The organism is Hymenobacter sp. YC55 (genome assembly GCF_029433095.1).
GTDB lineage: Bacteria > Bacteroidota > Bacteroidia > Cytophagales > Hymenobacteraceae > Hymenobacter.
This window is the reverse complement of record NZ_JARNTX010000009.1, coordinates 71,727-88,280: the sequence shown is the minus strand read 5'-3', so window position 1 is coordinate 88,280 and position 16,554 is coordinate 71,727. Positions and strand designations below refer to the sequence as shown.

19 protein-coding genes are annotated in these 16,554 nt (G+C 59.2%); 15 read left to right on the top strand and 4 right to left on the bottom strand.

Annotated features, from left to right (window positions below):
* Positions 1 to 152: 152 nt before the first annotated feature.
* Positions 153 to 998, bottom strand: coding sequence for a hypothetical protein (locus tag P1X16_RS29340; RefSeq protein ID WP_089334279.1), 846 nt, complete (start codon positions 996 to 998; stop codon positions 153 to 155).
* Between the two features lie 372 nt (positions 999 to 1,370).
* Between P1X16_RS29340 and P1X16_RS29335 the strand changes: the two genes are divergently transcribed.
* The 13 genes from P1X16_RS29335 to P1X16_RS29275 all read left to right on the top strand — a co-directional run bounded on the left by P1X16_RS29335 (position 1,371) and on the right by P1X16_RS29275 (position 12,819).
* Positions 1,371 to 1,853, top strand: coding sequence for a hypothetical protein (locus P1X16_RS29335; RefSeq protein WP_089334278.1), 483 nt, complete (start codon positions 1,371 to 1,373; stop codon positions 1,851 to 1,853).
* A gap of 129 nt (positions 1,854 to 1,982) precedes the next feature.
* Entirely contained in the window at positions 1,983 to 2,114 is a 132-nt protein-coding gene (locus tag P1X16_RS29330) for a hypothetical protein (RefSeq protein ID WP_262490744.1), read from the top strand.
* Positions 2,115 to 2,178: 64 nt separating this feature from the next.
* Entirely contained in the window at positions 2,179 to 3,126 is a 948-nt protein-coding gene (locus tag P1X16_RS29325; RefSeq protein WP_089334276.1) for a heavy metal-binding domain-containing protein, read from the top strand.
* A 37-nt stretch (positions 3,127 to 3,163) separates the two neighbouring features.
* Positions 3,164 to 3,892, top strand: coding sequence for a DUF305 domain-containing protein (locus tag P1X16_RS29320; protein WP_089334275.1), 729 nt, complete (start codon positions 3,164 to 3,166; stop codon positions 3,890 to 3,892).
* A gap of 40 nt (positions 3,893 to 3,932) precedes the next feature.
* Positions 3,933 to 4,493: a heavy metal-binding domain-containing protein gene (locus P1X16_RS29315; RefSeq protein ID WP_089334274.1), complete on the top strand. Its 561-nt coding sequence runs from the start codon at positions 3,933 to 3,935 to the stop codon at positions 4,491 to 4,493.
* A gap of 105 nt (positions 4,494 to 4,598) precedes the next feature.
* Positions 4,599 to 5,834 carry a TolC family protein gene (locus P1X16_RS29310; protein ID WP_089334273.1) on the top strand — a complete coding sequence of 412 codons (1,236 nt, stop codon included), beginning with the start codon at positions 4,599 to 4,601 and terminating at the stop codon, positions 5,832 to 5,834.
* 1 nt (position 5,835) lies between these two features.
* Positions 5,836 to 6,444 carry a hypothetical protein gene (locus P1X16_RS29305; protein ID WP_089334272.1) on the top strand — a complete coding sequence of 203 codons (609 nt, stop codon included), beginning with the start codon at positions 5,836 to 5,838 and terminating at the stop codon, positions 6,442 to 6,444.
* A complete protein-coding gene (locus P1X16_RS29300) occupies positions 6,428 to 7,573 on the top strand; it encodes an efflux RND transporter periplasmic adaptor subunit (RefSeq protein WP_089334271.1) in 1,146 nt (381 codons plus the stop codon). The genes P1X16_RS29305 and P1X16_RS29300 overlap by 17 nt, the downstream gene beginning before the upstream one ends.
* A 20-nt stretch (positions 7,574 to 7,593) precedes the next feature.
* Positions 7,594 to 8,091 carry a nuclear transport factor 2 family protein gene (locus P1X16_RS29295; RefSeq protein ID WP_089334270.1) on the top strand — a complete coding sequence of 166 codons (498 nt, stop codon included), beginning with the start codon at positions 7,594 to 7,596 and terminating at the stop codon, positions 8,089 to 8,091.
* 87 nt (positions 8,092 to 8,178) lie between these two features.
* Positions 8,179 to 11,400, top strand: coding sequence for an efflux RND transporter permease subunit (locus P1X16_RS29290; protein ID WP_089334269.1), 3,222 nt, complete (start codon positions 8,179 to 8,181; stop codon positions 11,398 to 11,400).
* 4 nt (positions 11,401 to 11,404) lie between these two features.
* Positions 11,405 to 12,046 (top strand): AraC family transcriptional regulator, encoded by a 642-nt coding sequence (locus P1X16_RS29285; RefSeq protein WP_143437243.1) that lies wholly within the window; start codon positions 11,405 to 11,407, stop codon positions 12,044 to 12,046.
* Between the two features lie 43 nt (positions 12,047 to 12,089).
* Positions 12,090 to 12,425, top strand: a complete 336-nt coding sequence (locus tag P1X16_RS29280; protein ID WP_089334267.1) for a four-helix bundle copper-binding protein — start codon at positions 12,090 to 12,092, stop codon at positions 12,423 to 12,425.
* A 184-nt stretch (positions 12,426 to 12,609) separates the two neighbouring features.
* Positions 12,610 to 12,819 (top strand): heavy-metal-associated domain-containing protein, encoded by a 210-nt coding sequence (locus P1X16_RS29275; protein WP_089334266.1) that lies wholly within the window; start codon positions 12,610 to 12,612, stop codon positions 12,817 to 12,819.
* An 81-nt stretch (positions 12,820 to 12,900) separates the two neighbouring features.
* Here the strand turns inward: P1X16_RS29275 and P1X16_RS29270 are convergent, their stop codons facing one another.
* The 3 genes from P1X16_RS29270 to P1X16_RS29260 are packed head-to-tail and all read right to left on the bottom strand — an operon-like array spanning position 12,901 to position 14,554.
* The gene (locus P1X16_RS29270) at positions 12,901 to 13,905 is read right to left on the bottom strand and encodes a tyrosine-type recombinase/integrase (RefSeq protein ID WP_089334288.1); all 1,005 of its coding nucleotides are present in this window, start codon (positions 13,903 to 13,905) and stop codon (positions 12,901 to 12,903) included.
* 8 nt (positions 13,906 to 13,913) lie between these two features.
* Complete coding sequence (locus P1X16_RS29265; protein WP_089334265.1) at positions 13,914 to 14,318, bottom strand: hypothetical protein; 405 nt, start codon at positions 14,316 to 14,318, stop codon at positions 13,914 to 13,916.
* A complete protein-coding gene (locus P1X16_RS29260) occupies positions 14,318 to 14,554 on the bottom strand; it encodes a hypothetical protein (RefSeq protein ID WP_089334264.1) in 237 nt (78 codons plus the stop codon). The genes P1X16_RS29265 and P1X16_RS29260 overlap by 1 nt, the downstream gene beginning before the upstream one ends.
* A 196-nt stretch (positions 14,555 to 14,750) precedes the next feature.
* Between P1X16_RS29260 and P1X16_RS29255 the strand changes: the two genes are divergently transcribed.
* Together P1X16_RS29255 and P1X16_RS29250 are read left to right on the top strand one after the other, a co-directional pair.
* Positions 14,751 to 15,044: an antitoxin VbhA family protein gene (locus P1X16_RS29255; RefSeq protein ID WP_143437242.1), complete on the top strand. Its 294-nt coding sequence runs from the start codon at positions 14,751 to 14,753 to the stop codon at positions 15,042 to 15,044.
* A 65-nt stretch (positions 15,045 to 15,109) separates the two neighbouring features.
* Positions 15,110 to 16,537 (top strand): Fic family protein, encoded by a 1,428-nt coding sequence (locus tag P1X16_RS29250; protein ID WP_277236342.1) that lies wholly within the window; start codon positions 15,110 to 15,112, stop codon positions 16,535 to 16,537.
* The last annotated feature ends 17 nt before the right edge of the window (positions 16,538 to 16,554 follow it).

Below are 16,554 nucleotides of genomic sequence, written 5' to 3'. Positions count from 1 at the left end.
AAAGGAACGGCCCTCATCGCCCAGAGTTAGTACGGAATCCTTCTCTAGACTTGCATAATTTGTATGGTCAGCTTAGGCTAAATATGGTCGTCTTTAACCTGTATCTAACTGCTTGAGAAATGATTGTTAGTGTTAGCTACTCCCAGTCAGTGTCACTCAACGCGATCCGCGAGAAGGGCGAGCAGAGAAGCTTGATTCTCTCCTAGTTCTTGCCGGATAGGTTGTTGTACTTCTAGTAAGGCCATCAGCATACCGCTTACCTCAATCAAATATACTAGAGCCTCAAACCAGTAGCGGCAGTCTACAGCTGGGGGCAATTGTATGAAATCACGGTTTGCCGGAGCGTAATGGTGTTGCTGTGATAAATGGCGTTGTACGATGTAAAGGCGGGCTAAATGCCGTGTACCCGGATGCGCCTTTATTTGGTTGAACATATCTTTTTCAGATAACGGCCGGGTATGGCCTCCAGGGGCATGAAACAATGGCTGGTGCCGCGCTTCTCGTAGCATCTCCGGGCTTTTGAGTTGCTTGCTGCCAGGACCGCGCAGCAAGTGCTCCGCGTCGTGGTATAGCTTTGCCCAACGGGTTTGTTCTTCCTGCTCTACCTCTGCGGCACTGGCATCCGGCATTTCCAGCGCCGTATGCTCAAAGATGGTCTTGACGTACTTGAAGTATTCCAGGTCCAATATCATCAACTCGTGCTGAAAGGCATCAGCATCTTCATGGAAGGTTGCCAGATACAAGCCGGTCAGGGCATCGGTTGAAGCAGTGCGAAAAGCCAACGAGATAGAAAGCTTCAGCTCGATTATCTCTGGCCATCGTTCTAAGTGTATAATAACCCCCACGAGAGTAGACCGGATCCGACGCAGCAAATCTAGATACGTGTGTTGAGTGAGGTTGGCTTGCGTGAATGACCGGCCTGCCGCTTGAATACTGTCCGTCAGGACCTGGCAGTAATGCCGCAAAATGTCGCTGTCTTTTTTATCTCCTCGAATCATAATCGTATTTCTAAATTGACGATAAATTAAGCTTGCGACTGCAGGCTCCCTCTCTGCACTACACAGGCGTGACCATAACCGGAGTTAAAGTATACAAAGCTGATAGGATACACCTAATTCCTATGCTCTACCACTAAGCGACCTGTTTATAAAATAGCGCTCACGACTTGCATAATTTTGTGGTCTGACAAGTTGCCTAACTATGGGGGTTGCAAGATAAACCGGCTTATAGAGCAGATAGAGACTGTTTTACTCCTTTTCACGTCTTACCTAACCAAGCCTTGCTGGAACTCTTAGGTAGGAATAGTAGTAAAGAATTAGTCCTGTACTTTCCGCGCAGAAGTCTAATTTTGCAGTTGCTTAACGCCTGTCATGTTCCGTAGCCTGTTTCCTTTCCGACGCCTGCTGGCGACGAGCTTCCTGCTCGTCTTCATCAACGTGTTCGTCGGCCAGTGCTGGTGCGCGACCATGAATCCGGTACTGGCAGCCCCGGTTGCGAAGGCCTCGATGGGTAAGAAGCCCGTACATCCCGGCTGCCACGGCCACAACCGGGCGATGGCCAAGCAGGACCCTACCAAGGAAAAGAGGGCCCATGGCAAGCATGATTCCAAGCCGATGGGCAAAGAGGATTGCTGCAAGGATAACTCGGCCGCTATTCTCAAGTCGCTGACGCCACCTGCCGAGAAGCAACTGCTGACGCTCGCGCCGGCCCTGCTGCCGGCTGCCAGTGACTTCTATTTTCGGCCGGCTGCCGGCCAGTGGGACCGCACTAATTCCGTGGTGCTGGTACCCGGCGAGCACCTGCCGCCCAAAATTCCGGACATCCGTATTTTCATTCAGTCCTTAACGGTCTGATTACTTGACGTGCTCCAGGCTCGCCCCGGACATAGCAGCGCTATGTCCGGGGCGAGCCTTTGCTTTGGCATGTCGGCCCGGCGCCTAGTCGCCCCTCCCTTCCCATTTACTGGCTTTGCTTTTTCAACCATGAAGAGTTGTTGCGAGCAGGCCGGCGCTCCCGCCCCGCGTGGGCCGCTACGCCGCCTGCTTTCCTACCTGCTCTACGCCGTGGTGGTCGCCGCGCTGGGCTTCATGCTCTGGCAGCAGTGGCAGGCCTAAGCGAGCGTCCGCGTTTCCGGCCGCTTTCCTAAGCGCCGCTTAGTTCACCCCCTTTTTCCTCCTTATGTACCGCATACCGCTTTCGCTGCTGGCTCTGGCCGGCATGCTCTCTGCTACTAGCTGCTCGTCTAATACCGAATCAAGCAGCGCCACTAACACCGTTACCACCCCCACCAACGGGCCCGCTGAAGGCACTGCCGACCACAGTGGCGGGCATACCTATGCCTGCCCCATGCACCCCGAAGTTACCAGCACCAAGGAAGGGGAAACGTGCCCCAAGTGCGGCATGAAGCTCGAACACAACGATAAGGTGGCCAACGGCAAAACCTACGAGATGAGGCTGGTGCCCACCCCGACGGAAGTTACGGCCGGGCAGCCCACGACCTTGGCGTTCACCCCCCGCGAAACGGGCAACGAGTCAGCCCCCGTGCCGCTGGCTGTGGTGCACGAAAAGAAGATTCACCTCATCATCGTCAGCAAGGACTTAGGCCAGTTCTACCACGAGCACCCCGAGTACACGGCCCAGGGCGACTACAAAGTGCAGTACACCTTCCCCAAAGGCGGCGACTACGTGCTGTTCCAGGACTACACGCCAACGGGTTCCGGTCACCAGCTAGGCCGGCAGCCACTCACGGTAAAAGGTGCGGCCTATACGCCCGTCAAGTTCAAGAACGACGACATGCAGTGGGATAAGGACGGCTACCAGGCGACCCTTTCCTTCGACAAGCCGCTGACCGTCGGCCAGCTGCTGGGCATGAAGATCAACATCACCAAAGGCGGGCAGCCGGTCACCAACCTTGACAACTATCTCGGGGCGCTCGGTCACGTGGTGGTCATCAGCGAGGACACCGAGCAGTACCTGCACGTGCACCCCAACGAGCAAGCCGACAAGGGCCCCTCCATTGGCTTCAACACCAACTTCGAGAAGCCCGGCTTATACCGCGTGTTCCTGCAATTCAACCACGATGGCAAGATTCACACGGGCGACTTCACCATCAACGTGAAGGCCTAGTATCCCTTCTTTTCTTCCCTTACTCCCAACCACATTCATGAAAAAGCCTGCTTTTTTCCTCACCGCCCTGTGCGCCGGTACCCTGCTGCTAGCTAGCTGCAGCAATGAAAAAACTACGGATTCGACCGCAACCGCTACCGAATCCTCCACCCCCGAAACGGCCAGCTCTGGCGATATGGCGGGCATGGACCACTCGGCCATGGGGCATGACACGGCCGGCGCCGCCAGCACCTCCCCGCTGATGACGTCGATGAACGAGATGATGCAAAAGATGGAGGCCTCCAAGCCCAAGGGCAACACTGACCACGACTTTGCCCATCACATGCTAGAGCATCACCGGGGTGCCGTAGCCATGGCCGACATCGAGCTGCGCGATGGCAAGGACGCCACCATGCGAGCAATGGCCGAGAAAATCAAGGCCGACCAGCAAAAGGAAATCGCCGAGCTGGAAGCCGTCGCTACTCGCCTTGACAATGCCCCCACCAACTACAAGCCCCAAGACCCGGCCGACCCCTTCACCAGTAAAATGAAGGCGTCGATGGAGAGCATGATGAAAAACATGCCCAAAACGGTGGCCGACCCGGACATGAATTTTAACATGCTGATGATGGTGCACCACCAGAGCGCCACGGATATGGCCCAGGCGGAACTAGCCCACGGCAAAGACACCAAGCTCAAGGAAATGGCGCAGAAGATGATTACCGAGCAGCAGAAAGAAATCCAGCAGTTCAAAGACTGGCACGCCCAGAACGCCGACAAGATGTAAGCCCCACTGGCTAGCCATTTTTTCTTACTACAACTCTCTTATGAAATTCTCCTCTCTTCTGCTGGCCGCCGCGTTGCTGGCCGCGCCCCTCTCGCTTGCCGCCCAGCATCAGCATGGTGCCCAGCCCGGCGCGGCCGCCCATGGTCATCAGGCCGTCGGTGAAAATCACGCCCACACCTCCCCGCACGGGGGGATCGTGCGCACGGCCGGGGCTTACCACTTGGAACTGGTCCAACAGGCTGGCGCCCTGCACGTCTATCTGCTTGATGCCAAGGAAGCCACGGTAGCCCCAACGGGGACGACCGGCACGGTCATGCTGCTGACGAGTGCTGGTAAAAGCAGCACAGCAACCCTGACGCCCAGCGGCGACCATTTGGTAGCGACGCTGCCAGCCGGCACTTCCCTGCGCACGGCCATCGTGAGCGTGAAGGCCAAAGGCCAGTCGCTGAGTGCCCGCTTTGAGAAGCTGGACGCCAGCAAAGCCAAGCCCGGCAAAGCCGTTGGCGCTGCTTACAACTGCCCGATGCAGTGTGCAGGCAGTGCCAGTGACAAGCCTGGTAGCTGCCCGAAATGCGGAATGGCGCTGGTAAAAAACACCTAGGCCACGACTGAATGGGCGGGCCTGGTGCATGCCGGGCCCGCTTGGCCTTTGGCTGCCCACTACGGCAACCAGGGCAGCCCCTCGGGCAAGACTTAACCTGATTGTATGAAGTACCTAAAGATAAATGCCCCGGGTAGGTGGCTGCTGCTCGTGCTGGTGCTGCTCGCGGGCCCGGCGCGGGCCCAAACGGCGGTTCTGCTACTTGACAGCGCCGAAGCGCAGGCCCTGCGGCGCCACCCCCGTCTGCGGCAGGCCGAGCAGGAAATCAGCGAGCAGCGGGCCCTGAAGCGGGGCTCATTTGCCCCGGCCAACCCCGACTTTCTGTTTTCCGCCCCCACAGGCGAAATGTGGGCCCCGGGCGTCGTGCAGACCATTGACCTGCCCAACGTGTACCGGCGGCAGCGCCAGGTAGCCCAGGCTGGCCTCACGCTGGCCGAGCGCAACCGCGAGGTGAGCCGGGCCAGCGTGCTGCGCGACACCCGCTTGGCTTACCTGAGCTTGCAGTTCGCGGAAGCGCAGGTGCGGCAGCTTGCCTACCAGGACAGCTTGTATCAGGCCCTGCGGGTAGCCACCGAGCGACTGTTTGCGGCCGGGGAAGTCACGTCCCTGCAGCGCATCAGTACCGACGCCGAGGCCCGGCAGGTCGCCGTGCAACTGCAGCAAGCCACCGAGGACTTGCGCACCGCCCAGCGCCGCTTAGGCTTGCTGCTCGGTACCCCGACTGTGTTGGCTACCAGCACAGACTTGCGCCGGAGCGGCCCGGAATTAGCGCAAACCGGGGCGGCGCTGCTCGGCAGTCTGCCGGCCGAAGATAGTGCCGCCCTCGTGCGCAGCCCCGCCCTGGCCTACGCTACCCAGAATGTGGCACTGAGTCAGTCCGGCATCAGCCTCGTGCGGGCCCGTCGAACTCCGGCGCTAACGGTGGGCTATCAGAATCAGGCCTTTGAGAACTCCGCAATCAAGTACCGCTTTCAGTTCGGGGTATCCGTGCCCATCTGGTTCTGGACCTACCGCTCCCAGCTACAGGCGGCCACGGCCCGCTCACAGGCGGCAGGCTACCAACTGCAAACCCAGCGCCTGGAACTCGGCACCCAGTACCAGCAGGCGCTGGCTGACACGCGCAAGTTTTCCGCCTCGCTGGCCTATTACGAGCAGACGGGCGTGCCCCAGGCGCGGGCCATTATCAGCCAGTCGCAGCGCCTGTTTCGGGCCGGTGAAATCAGCTACCTGGTTTTGATTCAGAGCCTGAATCAAGCCTTTACCATTCAAAATACCTACCTGACCACCATTCGGGATTACCGGCAGGCGTTGGTCGAACTTAATTACCTGCGGGGTGAATAACATGAAACAGCTACTAATGCTACTGCTCGGGCTGCTGCTAAGTTGCCCCGCCTGGGCCCACGGCGGCGAAGACCACGGGGACGGCGCCCAAGGGGCAGCCCCTGCGGGGGCTACCACGTTTTCGGTGGCCGCCCTCTCTGAACAGTTCGAGGTGCTGCTGCGCTACGAGCCGCTACAAGGCGGAAAGCCCGCCGACCTGCGCCTGTTCCTGTCCGATTACGCCACCAACGCGCCCATCAAAGGGGCCAAGCTGACCTTAACCAACCCGGAAGATGCGGCGCTCAAGTGGACCGTCACGGAGCAAGAGCCGGGCGTGTACCTAGTAGAAGGCCAATTCCCGGCTAATAAAGCCTACAGCTTCGCCCTCAACATCGTGGCCGGGGACAAAGCCGACCTGCTGCTGCTCGATGGCATCAAGGTGGGCGCCAAGCTACCGGTAGCGGCCACCGCCGTGCCCGACGCGCCCGGTCTGTTTTCCTCCTGGAAAACCATGTTGGCCTTAGTCGGTGCCTTTGCCCTGGGCGTCGTGCTGACCGTCATGCTGCTACGCCGCCGTCCCGCGCTGCGTGTTTCCACCCCTACTCCCGTTGTCTATGAAAACCAAGCATAAACTCCTGGCGGCCACGGCAGCGGCGGGCCTGACGCTCGCCGTGCTATTGCCCCCACCGGCCGCCGTACTGGCCCATGGCGGCGAAGACCACGGCGGCACCGCCCAAGCCAATACCGGCGTGGCCCTGACCGATGAGGTGCTGCTGCCCAAAGAAAGCCAGTTTCTCTTTCAGGTGGGTACCCGCTTAGCCGCTTATTCCAGTACCTACAGCCGCGCCACGCTCTACGGCACCGTGTCCGCTGCGGCGGGCGGGGAAGGTCGCATCGTCGTGCCCCAGACAGGACGTATAGTCAGCCTCACGGCGCGAGTGGGGCAGCCCGTGCGGGCCGGGCAGACGCTGGCCGTCATCGAGCAAACGCTCGACGCGACCCAGCAGATTGGCCTCAGCACCGAGCGGGCCAACGCCCAGGCCGAGTTGCGGGCGGCCCAGCAGGATTACGCCCGCCTGCAAAGCATTGCCGATATTGCCGCCCGCAAAGACGTGGTAGCCGCCGAACTGCGCTTACGGCAGGCCCGCCAGAACGCTAGCATCTACAACGGGCAAGCCCAGCAGCGCCGCGTGCGCATCACCTCGCCCATCAGTGGCACGGTGGATGTATTCAACCTAGCCGTGGGTCAGCAAGTCAACCAAGGCGACGAGCTGTTTCGGGTCCTCAACCCCGGCAAGCTGCGCGTGGAAGCCCAGGTGTTCGCCCAGGACTTAGGCAAGATTACGCCGGGCGCCGAGTTTCGGGTGGAAGGCCTGCAGGGCCAGCCCGGCGCGCCCGCCCGCCTGGTCGTGTTCAGCAACGCGGTGAATCCCGTCAACCAGGCCCGACAGCTGATTTTGGAACTCGACGCACAGGCCGGCACCGCCTACCGGGCCGGGCAGGCCGTGAACGTGCAGGTGGTGGGGCAAAGCAACCAGGGAAAAAAGCAACTCGTGGTGCCTTCTTCGGCCGTGACTGACCTGAACGGCAAGCCTGTGGTGTTTGTGCACACGCAGCCCGAGCGCTTTAAAATCCGCTACGTGCAGCCGGGCTCCATTAACGGCGAGCAAACGGTGCTCTTACAGGGCGAGGTCAATGAAAATGACCGGGTCGTGACCACCGGCACTTACCAACTCAAGTCCATCTACCTCAACCAGTAGCCCTCGCTGTTCTCTCTGCTATGCGTGCTTTCCTCGCTGCTCTCGCTTCGCTTGCCTTAACTGCCTGGTCGGTTCCGACCCTCGCCCAAACTGCTGCGGCCCCGGTGGCTTTTTCGACCGATGAAGCCGCCGTGCGGGCCGTGCTCCACCAATACCAGCAGGCGGTACAGAAGCTGGACACCACCGGCACCACCCGGTTGTTTGTGCCCAACTCCGTGGTGCTGGAATCCGGCAGCCGTGAGGGTACCTACGCCCACTACCGGGACCACCACCTGGGGCCGGAACTTAAGGAGTTCAACTCGTTCACCTATGCTGATTACAAGGCGGACGTGACGGTGGATGGCAATTACGCCTTTGCTACGGAGAGCTACACTTATACCATTGGGTTAAAGAAAGATCCGAAGGCGAAGACCGCGCCGGCGCCCATCAAGCGCCGGGGAGTCGCCAGCAGCGTGCTGCGCAAAAACGCGGCGGGTCAGTGGCAGTTCGTGAGCACCCACAACTCGGCCCACAAGTAGCCCCTACCCCCTACCGCCCCGTCCGGGGCACCCCCCCAGAACCTGATCGGCCGTGGCTAACCCGCCGTCTGTTTTTCTTTTCCGACGATGCTTGATAAGATCATTCGCTTTGCCCTGCAAAACCGCCTGCTGATGCTGGCCTTTGCCATCGGGCTCTTGATTGCCGGCACCTACACGGTCCGCCAGTTGCCAGTGGACGTGCTGCCCGACCTGGACCGTCCCCGCGTAACCGTGTTCCTCGAATCGCCAGGCATGGCCCCCGAAGAAGTGGAAGCCCTGGTAACGCTGCCCGTGGAAACGGCCCTGAATGGGGCTACCGGCGTATCGGCCGTGCGCTCCAACTCGGCCATTGGCCTAGGGATGGTGTTCGTGGAGTTCGACTACGGCACCGACCTGTTTACGGCCCGCCAGATTGTGAGCGAGAAGCTGCAAACCGTGGGCGAGCAACTGCCCACTGGCATTACCCCAGTACTCGGGCCGATTTCCTCGGTGATGGGCCAGATCATGCTCGTGGGCCTCTCGGGCGGAGCGCAAACCAACGCCGCCGATTTGCGCACGCTGGCCAACTACACCGTGCGCCAGCGGTTGCTCTCCATCCCGGGGGTGGCCCAAGTGATTCCGATTGGCGGCGATAACCTGCAGTACCAGGTGCTGCTGGACATGCCCCGCCTCAACGCCACCGGTCTGACGGTAAATCAGGTGGAAGAGGCGTTGCGCCAATCCAACCTGAACACCACCGGCAACTTCTTCGACCGCAACGGCTCGGAAGTGCTCATTCGTAATCTAGGCCGGCTGCGCTCAGTGGCCGATATCGAGAACATCGTCGTGGGCTACCGTGAGCAGTCCCCCATCCGGGTGGCCGACATTGCGAAGGTGGAGTTTGGGGCCCGCTTCAAGCGCGGCGACGGCAGCGTGAATGGCAAGCCGGCCGTCATTCTGAGCATCGAAAAGCAGCCGGGCGCGGCCACGGTGGGCCTGACCCAAGCCGTGGAAAAGGCCCTGGTAGAGCTTAAGCCCTCCCTGCCCAAGGACGTGCAAGTCAATACGCGGCTGTTCAAGCAGTCCGAGTTTATTGAGTCCAGTATTACCAACGTCGAGGAAGCCTTGCGCGACGGGGCCATTCTGGTAGTAATCGTGCTTTTTGCCTTCCTACTCAACGTGCGCACCACCTTTATTTCGCTGGTGGCCATTCCCTTGTCCTTGCTGGTCACGGCCCTGGTGTTCCGCTTCGCGGGCATCAGCATCAACACTATGACGTTGGGCGGCCTAGCTATTGCCATCGGCGAGCTGGTCGATGACGCCATTGTGGACGTGGAGAACGTGTACCGGCGACTACGGGAAAACCGGCACCTGCCCCAGCCCCGGCCCGTGCTGCAAGTGATCTACGCCGCCTCGTCGGAGGTGCGCAATTCCATTGTATACGCCACCATCATTGTGGTGCTGGTATTCCTGCCCCTGTTTGCGCTCGAAGGTATGGAAGGCCGCATTTTCGCGCCCTTGGGCATTGCCTACATCACCAGCATCGTGGCCTCGCTGTTCGTGTCGCTGACCGTGACGCCGGTGCTCTGCTACTACCTGCTGCCCAAGATGAAGCAGATCAACCACGCGGAAACCGACGGCCCGCTGGTGCGCTGGCTGAAACGAAAGGATACCCATTTATTGGATTGGGGACTACAGCACCCGAAGGTGGTGCTGGCCACCACCGGACTGCTGTTTGTGCTGGCGGGGGCCATGGTGCCCTTCTTCGGTACCGAGTTCTTGCCGCCCTTCAACGAGGGCTCGCTGACCGTGAACTTCTCGGCCCCGGCCGGTACGTCGCTGACCGAAAGCAACCGGCTGGGCACGCTCGGCGAGCAGCAGATGCTCAAGATACCGGAGGTAGCCTACACCGCCCGTCGTACCGGCCGCGCCGAACTCGATGAGCACGCCGAATCAGTCAACAACTCGGAAATCGAGGTAGCTTTCAAAACCGAGGACGAGTTGGAAAAAGAAGGCAAAACGATGCGCAGCCGCGACGAGATTCTGGCCGACATGCGCGAGAAGCTGAGTTTGATTACCGGGGTGAACGTGAACATCGGGCAGCCCATCTCGCACCGCCTCGACCACTTGCTCTCGGGCGTGCGGGCGCAGGTCGCCATCAAGGTGTTCGGCAACGATTTATTGGAGTTGCGCCGCTACGCGGGCGAGATTCGCAGCGCGGCGGCCACGGTGCCGGGCGTAGTGGATCTGCAAGTGGAAAAGCAGGTGCAGATTCCCCAACTGCTGGTGCGCCCCCGCGACCAGGCGTTGCGAGCCTACGGCATGGAGCGGGGCGAGGTGGTGCGCGATTTGGAAACCCTGTTTCAGGGGGCCGTCGTCTCGCAGATGCTCAACGGCCAGCAGCGCTTCGACCTGATTGTGAAGCTGCCCGAAAACCAGCGCAACGACATTGCTGCTATCGGACAGACGCGAATTGAAACACCCTCCGGGGCCATGATTCCGGTGAGTGAAGTGGCCGACATCATCTATGAGCCGGGACCTAACACGGTCAACCACGAAAACACCCAGCGCCGCATTACCATCTCGCTGAACGTGGCTGAGCGCGATTTGGGCTCCACAGTGAAAGAGATTCAGCAGAAGATCAGCCAGCAGGTGAAGCTGCCGGCCGGCTACTACCTCACCTACGGCGGCCAGTTCGAGAGCCAGCAGTCAGCTTCGCAGAAGATTCTCTGGCTGAGCCTGTTTTCGCTGGCCGGCATCTTCCTAGTCCTCTACTCGCACTTCAAGTCCAGCTACATGGTGGGCCAGATCATGCTCAACATTCCGCTGGCGCTAATTGGCTCGGTGGTGGCCGTGCTGCTGACGGGCGGCACCTTCAGCATTGCCTCGCTGGTGGGCTTTATCACCCTCACGGGCATTGCCTCGCGCAACGGCATTATGATGATTTCCCACTACATCCACCTGGTGGAGCACGAAGGCGAAGTGTTCGGTGCCAAGATGATTGTGCGAGGCTCGTTGGAGCGTCTGGTGCCGGTACTGATGACGGCCCTGGTGGCGGCGCTGGCGCTCATTCCGTTGACGCTGGCCAAAGATGCGCCGGGCAAGGAAATCCTCTACCCGGTGGCCACCGTGATTTTAGGCGGCCTGCTCTCGTCCACGTTCCTGGATATCATCGTCACACCCGTGGTGTTCTGGCTGGTCGGCGATAAAGCGCTGGCGCAATACTTCACCGCTCACCAGGAAACCGGCTTGGACGCGCACCCGCAAGAATTGGATGCGCAGCCCCTCACCCCGGCCGGCGACCACAACCCCTTATTCCCCGTGCGGTAAGTGTATGTCAGTTGATCGCTGTTCCATTCCGCCTACTACTGTGCTGTACATCAAGCACATCGTCTGCGCGCGCTGTATACGGGTGGTACGGCAGGAGTTGGAGCAGTTGGGTTATCAGGTGCTGGAGGTGCGGCTAGGGGCCGCGACGATAGCGGCGGCGGCCGAGCAGATTGACTGGCCGCGCCTGCGGTTGGCGCTCACGGCAGCCGGGTTTGCGTTGCTTGAATCCGTGCATCAAACGCTGCTGGGCCGGGTGCAGACGGCGGTGCACCAATTGTTGCGCCAGCCGCCCGGTTTGCGGCATCGGGCGTATCCGGCGGCTGTCGCCCTGGAGCTAGGCTTACCAGTTGCTCAACTAAGCGCAGCTTACGCCCGCTTGGCCACAGGCGATACGCTGGCGGGCTATATAGTCCGCCAGCGCCAGGCCTATGCGCAGGAGCTACTAGTCTCGTCAGCGCTTGGGGTAGGGCTGATTGCCCGGAAACTAGGCTATAGCAGCTTAGCCCACTTCTCGGGGCAGTTTCGGCGGGCCGCGCAGTGCTCGCCGTCCACCTACCGCAAGCGGCAACGCCTTACCGAGGAGCAGCCAAATGATGCAAGCCTGAGCGCGTCAGATATAAAACCAGCAGTTCCTAGCGGGGTATAATTAGAAAAAGACAACCGACCCTTGTTCACTTGATTTCTTTATTATGCACCAGCAAAATCAAAGCCTGCTCGCCGCCCTCAACGCCTGTATTGCTGCCTGCGAGCACTGCGCCACGGCCTGCCTGCAGGAAGACGATGTTAAAATGATGGTCCGCTGCATCAGCTTGGACCGCGACTGCGCCGATATCTGCGCGTTGACCGCCCGCTTGGTAGCCCGGGGCTCCGAGCACGCCGCGCATTTGCTGCGTGAGTGCGCCGAGATCTGCAAGGCCTGCGGCGACGAATGCGAGCAGCACGCTGCGCACATGGAACACTGCCGCGAGTGTGCCGAGGCGTGCCGCCGCTGTGAGGAGGCCTGCCGCCAAGGGGTAACCGCCTAGCTTGCCTTTAGAGAAACGGCCACCGCCCGTTGGTATGGTACCAACGGGCGGTGGCCGTTTCCATGCCGTAGAAATCATGCAAGTTGCCGGCACAATTCTGTACCCGGTGCGGCGCACGAGCACCTACTTTTGGCTGTTAGCATGTCGAACTCGCCCGTAATGGGCCCACTTACTTTCAACTTCCATGAAAACGCTCCAGTTCAAAACCAATATCAATTGCGGCGGCTGCATTAAGGCTGTAACGCCGACCCTCAATCAGGAAGCGGGTGCCGGCAATTGGCAGGTAGATACCGCCAATCCCGACAAGATTTTAACGGTGACCTCCGATAAGCTCACGGCTGACCAAGTGGTAAAAGCGGTAGAGAATGCGGGGTTTGCTATTCAGCCAGCGTAATATCTTTTGCGCTTGTTTTACTCAAACGCCTGGCTCCGCCGGGCGTTTTTCGTTTGGCCTTGATTTGGTGAGTTCACCTCATCAAAGGCCGAGTGAGTAGGCTGCATTATATTTAATAACATCATCCAGTCGGGAGTAGCGGCTAATCATTACATCGGTTTTCTGCTTTGTTTGGTTCTTGATGAACTCGTTGGATTGGCCATTAAGCTTGGCCGTGGTAATAAAGGAGGCCCGCAAGGAGTGCGCCGAGTATTTCTCGCCCAGGTGCAGCTTGACCAGCCGGTTTACCCGCACATCGGAAAGCCGCTTCGTCGAAGGCGTACCCGGCTCCCCTTTTTTGCCGCGCAGCAACGATACGAACACCGGCCCGGACGTGCGCCCCAGCATCCGTTGCCAAGCCTGAAAAGCCCGGACCGGGCAGAAAAGCGGATTGGAAGCGTAGAAAACGGCTTTGTCTTCTACTTCGCCGGCTTGGTTGGTTTTGCTTTTGGTCAGGTGCAGTACTAAAGCCTCCTCTTTCAATTCGATGTGCTCCAAGTCGAGAGCAACCAGCTCCGAGCGCCGAAAGGCTCCCGCAAAGCCGAGTAGTAAAAGTGCCCGGTCCCGAACGCCGGCCGCGGATTCCAGATCGAGGGCACTTATGGCTTGCTTCAATTCCGCCACCGTAAACGCGGGCGCCTGCTTTTGGCGCTTCCCTACGGCGCGGGCTACTCCTTTCAAGAGCACTTCCAGCGCCGACGACCCCACGGCCGAAGGAAGCCCGAGCAGTTGATGCTTCTTGGCAATGGCCGACAGGTGGCGGTGGATGGTGGCCAGCTTGCGCGGCAGGTTGGCCATGTGCGCCACGTACCCGGCCAGCGTAGCTACAGCGGCCGGATAAGCCGTGAGCTGGTTGGTTGAGCAGTAGGCCTCAAAGCTGGCCAAGTCGTTCGAGTACGCCAAGCGGGTATTGTCTGAGCCTTCCAGACCCAGCGACAGGAAACGGGCCACGTCCGGTGCTACCTTCCCCGACAGGTCAGCTAAGGCCAGTTCCGGGATGGATTGCCCGACCACCGGCAGCAGCTCTTTCTTTCCCTTTTGTTCCATATCTAGCATTAGGTTAAGGGCGGAAGCCACGGATTAAGTGCAGCCGAATTGACTTGCTGGTAGTCTTGCCAGTCAGACGCAGAAAGCACCGTGCGCAGGAAGGCACTAAGGCCCACATCGTTTTTTTCCAGCACGTACCGGCGCAGCGGCAAAGAGTCGTTCATTTCCTCGAAGCCAAGAGCCCGCATCGTTGCTTGCGCTGTTTCGGGTAGCCCTTCCAGCCATTCCAGGTAGTCCGTTTTCGTTACTTGTACTTGGTTGTAGTGATAGTAGCAGTAGGTAGCATTGCCCCAGCGCAGCAGTTGCGCCAAGCGGTTTCGTTCGACAATGTTTGGTGCGTGCCTGAGCAGTTCCTTTTGGGAGTAGTGGCAATCGTCGTCCGGGTGCCGAGGAATCAACAAATCTTCCAGCATTATATACTGAGTGTTTGAGGCTGAGCAGGAGCCGCCCGGCGTGAAGGGTGCTGCAACGTATCGACTAAACCCCGGAGCACCCGAGCCCGTTTCTGTTGGTGCAGCAGTTCCGCTTTGAGCCGGGCATTTTCCCGCCGTTGTTGCAGCGGACCCCAGGCCAGGAACAACGACAGCCCGCAGCTACCGAGCAGCACGAGTAGCAGGCCGAGGCGAAGGAAGCGAGTAGAGGTGGCCATGCTGTTAGAGGGTTTTGCAATTGCAAAAAATAGTCAGGTATGTTTCTGAAAGCCGCTACAAACTTAGGTACGATAATTAACATTTATCGTACCTAAACTTACTCTTTGTACGTATATAGTAAGATCCAAGCCGAACGTTGGTAGATTTTGATGTGGTCGTACTGGTGCCTTCGCTTGCCTCAAACCTAGCTCGAATATGAAAACTTCCTCGACCATGCACCTCCGCCAAGTTATGCGCCCCATCCTTACAGGAAATAATACGTATTTTTCGGGTATGGAAAAGCCAACCTTCTTACCCCAGGAAGTTACCGAGGCCCAGCGCCGCGCCATCATGCAGCGGACCTTTGCAGCGGGTATTGCGCAGGGTGCCATCGTCACTGCTGAAACCGAGGCCGTATATAACCGCTACATTGTCGGTGAAATTACGCTAGAGCAGGCGACCAACCTTGCCATGAGCATTTACCAACGACAAGCAGCACATGCTGCTTGATACTTTCGACTACCGATAGCTACTACTTCTAGGGCCTACTGTTATCAGTAGGCCCTTTTTACTTTGTGGCCACTACCGCTGAATTGATAGCCCCGATGGATTTATTTCAAGACCCTCTGCACAGTCGGCCGAATAACGAAGTATTGATTAATAAGCTAGGCATCACCGCGCAGCAAGAGCTTCGAGAGGCAGAAGGTAGAAACCTTGGCCGAATGGCACTGCTAGTGGAAGGCATTAAACCCATTCCCGGCGACTTTGACGCGGCCCACCTGAAACAGATTCACAAGGAACTGCTAGGCACTATCTATCCATGGGCGGGAGAAACCCGCGCTTGGGGACAGTTCCAAGGGCAGAAGCACTTGCCCAACGGCAGCTTATTCTTTGCGCCCTACCAGCAGATTGATACGCGCCTGAATATGCTAGGTGACCAGCTACAGCAGGAAAACCAGCTTAGAGGGCTCGATAAGGACCAGTTTGTAAAAAGGCTGGCGTACTATGCCGACCAGTACAACTATGTTCACCCCTTCCGCGAGGGCAACGGCCGCACCTTGCAAGTGGTGCTGGCTGAGGTTGGCCGCCGAGCGGGGTATGACGTGCGGATCTCCGAGCAGCAGATAAAGGACTACAACCCGGCCCGGGATGCCGCCATTCTGCGAAAGAACGGGCTCAACCCGGACGAAAACCTTTCCCCGTTACGCCGACTGCTTACCCAGGCCACTACACCCGCCGAAGGCCCCCAGGCTGAGCAATTGCGCCACCCGGACCTTGCCCGACCCTTGCCCGCGACCTCACCGGCCATGCAGCAGGCCGAGGCCCTGCGCACCATTATAATAGGAAGCCGTGAGATTTCGGAGGAACTGGTAATGCAGCGCGTAACCAAGCATGACTTCAATGTAACGTCTGACTACATGCAGCAGGCTAAGGTGCAGGAGGCCGCTTTGGTTTCCAGGGCACAGGACGTGCAGCGGGAGCCCTCGACGTGGCCCGAGTTCCGCCAGCATCTACTAGCGCAGGTGAAGCAGGTAGAAACCGACCCCGGCATTACCCGAGGCTCATTGGCTCATCTTGCCAATGTGAAAAAGGCCAGTGCTGAACTCGATATGAACCAAGCGCTGACCCCAGCCTTTCGGGAGCAGGAAGTACCTGCCGACCAGTTGGCCCGGTTGGGCAAGCCCGTTGAGGAATTATGGAAAAGGGGCCAGATGGAAAAGCTCCTACAGGGCCAGCGCACCGACCAGCTGCCATTCCCGATGCCGAACCCCCAGGGCGGCCCACAGCAAGTGCCTATGCAGCTAAAGCTACACCGCGATGCAGCCGGGGCCGTAGGCGTTGAGGTGTACTTACCGGCCGCCGTGCGCGAGAGAATGGAGCAAGCCGCCGCACAGCAAAAGGCCCAAACTTCCCAGCAGCAACAGCCGCCCGCGCAGCAGCCCCCAACTCCCAAGGCGGAGACACCAACTCCACCCAAAAGGCGGCGCGGGCCAAAGCTCTAGTCATTACGCTTACCTTT